Source organism: Seonamhaeicola marinus (assembly GCF_008085455.1).
Genome location: NZ_VSDQ01000593.1, coordinates 1 through 541, shown reverse-complemented (window position 1 = coordinate 541; position 541 = coordinate 1). Strand labels below are relative to the sequence as shown.

The 541-nt window shown below is 33.5% G+C and carries 1 protein-coding gene; it reads right to left on the bottom strand.

All coding sequences use genetic code 11. The features are described from left to right. The coding region (gene porN / locus FUA24_RS10690) for a type IX secretion system ring subunit PorN/GldN (RefSeq protein ID WP_148542179.1) at positions 1–511 on the bottom strand (511 nt) is incomplete at its 3' end. Between the last annotated feature and the right edge of the window lie 30 nt (positions 512–541).

Here is a 541-nt window from a genome sequence, read left to right as displayed (position 1 = left end):
CCAACAACCTGTATTTCATTTCAGATTGTCTTTTATCAAAATACCATAAACCTTTAATACGGTATTCAACAATATCAGCAGCAGTAATTTCTCTTCTATCAATGTACTCTGCAGATAAAGTTTCACCTGCATTTAACTGCTCAATACCAAGTTCAGTGGTATCAACTTTAGTTAATGCGGCTTCAATATCTTTTAAAGTACGTTTTGTTGAAAAGTATGAATCATCGTAGATGTTTTCTATTTTACCGTTTTTAATGTTTTTCATTAAAACATCATATAAACTACGTCTGTCTTTACCAATGTTATTAGTATCAATTGGGTAGTACAACGGAAAGTTAGAGCGCTCATTAAGCACTACGCGTTCCCACGTCATTTTAGCAAATAAGATATCTCTATCATCAACATAACCGTATTCTAAGGGCTTGTCATTATCTACTACTTTTTGTTCATCTGTTCGTACCCCAATATCTTCAGGACTTTTAGCATTTAAAATATTTGCTTGAGCAAACATGGTAGTTGCTGTACAAACAGTTGCTACGGT